Source organism: Streptomyces mayonensis (genome assembly GCF_018982965.1).
GTDB lineage: Bacteria > Actinomycetota > Actinomycetes > Streptomycetales > Streptomycetaceae > Streptomyces > Streptomyces mayonensis.
Window position 1 is genome coordinate 1 of sequence record NZ_JACBYP010000239.1, and the last position, 3,250, is coordinate 3,250.

Here is a 3,250-nt window from a genome sequence, read left to right on the forward strand (position 1 = left end):
CTTGCGTTTCCGACTCTATCAGATCTTTCCGATCCGATTTCCTCGGTGCTTTCCAGGTCCACGCTTTCGCGTTTCCCCTTCCGGCGGTTCCGACTTTATCAGAAGTTCTGAGCCGGTCTGACCGGCTGTTCATTTCCGATTCATCGGGAGGCGCTTCCTCTCATTGAGAGATTCGGAGGAAGCGAGTAGATGTTCACTGTTGCCCTCTGGGTGAACCCGTCTCCAGGCAACTGTTCAAATCTACCTCCCCGCTTGTTCCGTGTCAACGGCTCTTGCGGGGACGAAGAGGACAGTAGCAGCTCACCGGGTTGGGATGCACATCAGGCGGCCGTAGGCACCGTGGCACTCCGCTCGGACTCTTCGACGTCGCCCGTGTCGCCCGCGCGCACGGCACGGGCGCCCAGTACGTAGACGTAGACGAGGAAGGCCGCCTCGGCGATCACGCCGATGGTGATGCGGGCCCAGGTTGGCAGGCCGGAGGGGGTGACGAAGCCTTCGATGGCACCTGAGAGGAAGAGGACCAGGGCCAGACCGACCGCCATGCCAATGGCTGCCCTGCCCTCTTCGGCCAGTGCGATGCGTCGCGTACGGGGGCCCGGGTCGATCAGGGTCCAGCCGAGGCGCAGGCCGGTGCCCGCTGCCACGAAGACGGCGGTCAGTTCGAGCAGGCCGTGGGGCAGTACCAGGCCGAGGAAGGTGTCCAGGCGGCCGGCGGAGGACATCAGGCCGAAGCCCACACCGAGGTTGAGCATGTTCTGGAAGAGGATCCAGATGACGGGCAGGCCGAGGAAGACTCCCAGGATCAGGCAGAGCGCGGCGGCCCAGGCGTTGTTCGTCCACACCTGTGCGGCGAAGGACGCCGCCGGGTTGCTGGAGTAGTACGTCTCGTACTGGCCGCCGGGGCGGGTGAGTTCCCGCAGCTCTCCCGGGGCCGCGATGGTGGACTGCACGTCCGGGTGGGTTCCGATCCACCAGCCGAGGAGCGCCGCCACAGCGGTCGACAGGAGGGCCGTGGGGACCCACCAGTGCCGCGCGCGGTAAACGGCTGCCGGGAACTGCTGGGTCAGGAATCGTGTGACGTCGCGCCAGGAGGCTCGCCGCGTTCCTGTCACGGCACTGCGCGCGCGTGCCACCAGTTGGCTGAGCCGCCCCGTCAGCTGTGGATCGGGCGCGCTGGACTGGATCAGGGAGAGGTGAGTGGCCGTGCGCTGGTAGAGGGCGACGAGCTCGTCGGTCTCGGCGCCGGTCAGTCGGCGCCGGCGGCGGAGCAGGGCGTCGAGTCGGTCCCACTCCGCGCGGTGGGCGGAGACGAAGACGTCGAGGTCCATCGGTGTGCCTGCTCCTCGGCTATCGTCGGCGGCTCGTCGTGGATCAGCTTGTCGTACTGCGGCGCGGTGCGTGTTCAGCTTGGCAGACTGGCGGGGACGGGGCGGGCAGGGGAAGGACGACGGGTGTGAGCGAGCTGGTGACGGGCGAGGCGGTGGCACTGGAGCTGCGCCCCGCGAAGCTGCCCAGCAGGGCGCTGGCCGTCCTGCTCGATCTGGTGGTGGCCGTGGCCGCGTATGTGGCGGTGACCATCGCGCTGGTGGCCTCCACGGCGTCGTTGGACCCTGCGGCACAGACCGCGCTGTCCCTCGCCGCTTTCGTTCTCGTGCTGGTGGGCGGGCCGATCGCCGTGGAGTCGCTCAGTCACGGTCGGTCGCTCGGAAAAATGGCGTGCGGGCTGCGGGTGGTGCGGGACGACGGTGGACCGGTGCGGTTCCGGCACTCTCTGGTGCGGGGCCTGATCGGGGTGATCGAGATCCTCATGACGTTCGGGGTCGTTGCCTGTATCGCCTCGCTGGTTTCGGCACGGGGGCGTCGGCTGGGTGATGTGTTCGCGGGCACCCTGGTCGTGCGGGAGCGGGTACCGGTCGCTTCGGCGGGGTTCATGCCGCCTCCCCCGCCCTGGCTGGCGGGCCGCTTCTCCGGGCTCGACCTCTCCGCGGTCCCCGACGACCTGTGGCTCGCCGTCCGTCAGTACCTGGCGCGGATGGGGCAGCTGGACGCCCGCGTCGGCTGGGCCATGGCCGAACGGCTCGCCGGTGATGTGGCCGCGCGTACGGGTGTCCCGGTGCCGCGCGAGGTTCCGCCGCCCGCGTATCTCGCGGCGGTGCTGCAGGAGCGGCAGGCCCGGGAGGCTCGTCGGGCGTTCGGTGGTCCCCCGTCGGAGGGTGGGACTGCCGGGCGCGGACAGGCTGCCGCACCGCAGACGTTTCCCGTGGCACCGCACATGACCTCGCCGCAAGGAGCGCCGGGAACACCGTCCGACGAGTCGTCCGCCGCACCGTCGCAGGGCGGATACCCGGACGAGCCGCGGGACGTACGGGCCGGGCGGCCTGAGCATCGGCGCGGCACCGGGTTCGTTCCGCCGGCGTAGGGCGTGGGCGTGGTGGGAGGCGACTGGGAAGGCGTCCGTCGGCTCCGACGACGTCTCACGGGAACGCGGACGGCGGGGATTGCAGGTCCTCGAGCTCGATGCCGGGGGCCGCGAGCACTACGTCGCCGGTGATGTGCACGAGGTGTTGCTCGCCGGTGTCCAGGGCTGTGACCTGGTATTCGTCCACGGTCAGGGGGCCGTTGTCAGTGGCGTGTGCTTCTCTTTTCAGCAGCGCCCAGGACTGGTCCACGGTGCGGGGGGCGAGGACCGGTCCGGTGAGGGCGACGAGGCGTATGCGAGTGGCCGATGCGGAGGGGGTGAGGCGCAGGAGGCGGGTGACGGCGACGAGGAAGGCCGGAGAGGTGCCGGTGAAGGCGTGGGCGCGCACATTGCCTTCGGTGGCGTGGACTCCGGTGGGGTCGGTACGGACCCAGGTGATGCCGTCGATGGCGGCGCCGCGCACCTGCCAGTCGCGGGTGTGGAGTTCGAGACGGAGGGGGCGGCCGAGTTCGTCGAGGGCGAGATCGACGGAGCCGTGCTGGTCTCCGGTGGGCGTGGTCAGCCGGGAGACGTAGCGCCAGCCGGAGGGACCGGGGGCGCACTGGAAGTGTTCTGCTGCGAGAGGGGTGTGGTCGTGCGGATCGTGGAGCGAATACCGGCCGCGGGGCATGGAGGTCCTGGGTGGTGACGGGCTGCTGGTCCGGCCGCTGAGGCCGCAACGGGACAGGCCCCCGGCACGGGGGTGCGGGGGCCTGTCTCGGAGGTCGAGCCGTGGGGGCCCGGGTGGGCTCAGTAGCGGTAGTGGTCCGGCTTGTACGGGCCTTCGACCTT

The 3,250-nt window shown here is 70.0% G+C and carries 3 protein-coding genes; 1 reads left to right on the forward strand and 2 read right to left on the reverse strand.

Going from position 1 to position 3,250, the window contains the following annotated elements:
• Positions 1–320: 320 nt before the first annotated feature.
• Complete coding sequence (locus tag HZS56_RS37540) at positions 321–1,328, reverse strand: stage II sporulation protein M (protein ID WP_216725282.1); 1,008 nt, start codon at positions 1,326–1,328, stop codon at positions 321–323.
• A 125-nt stretch (positions 1,329–1,453) separates the two neighbouring features.
• Between HZS56_RS37540 and HZS56_RS37545 the strand changes: the two genes are divergently transcribed.
• The gene (locus tag HZS56_RS37545; RefSeq protein ID WP_216725283.1) at positions 1,454–2,419 is read left to right on the forward strand and encodes an RDD family protein; all 966 of its coding nucleotides are present in this window, start codon (positions 1,454–1,456) and stop codon (positions 2,417–2,419) included.
• A 55-nt stretch (positions 2,420–2,474) separates the two neighbouring features.
• On the opposite strand, the gene HZS56_RS37550 is transcribed toward HZS56_RS37545, so the two are convergent.
• Positions 2,475–3,089, reverse strand: a complete 615-nt coding sequence (locus tag HZS56_RS37550; RefSeq protein ID WP_216725284.1) for a hypothetical protein — start codon at positions 3,087–3,089, stop codon at positions 2,475–2,477.
• Between the last annotated feature and the right edge of the window lie 161 nt (positions 3,090–3,250).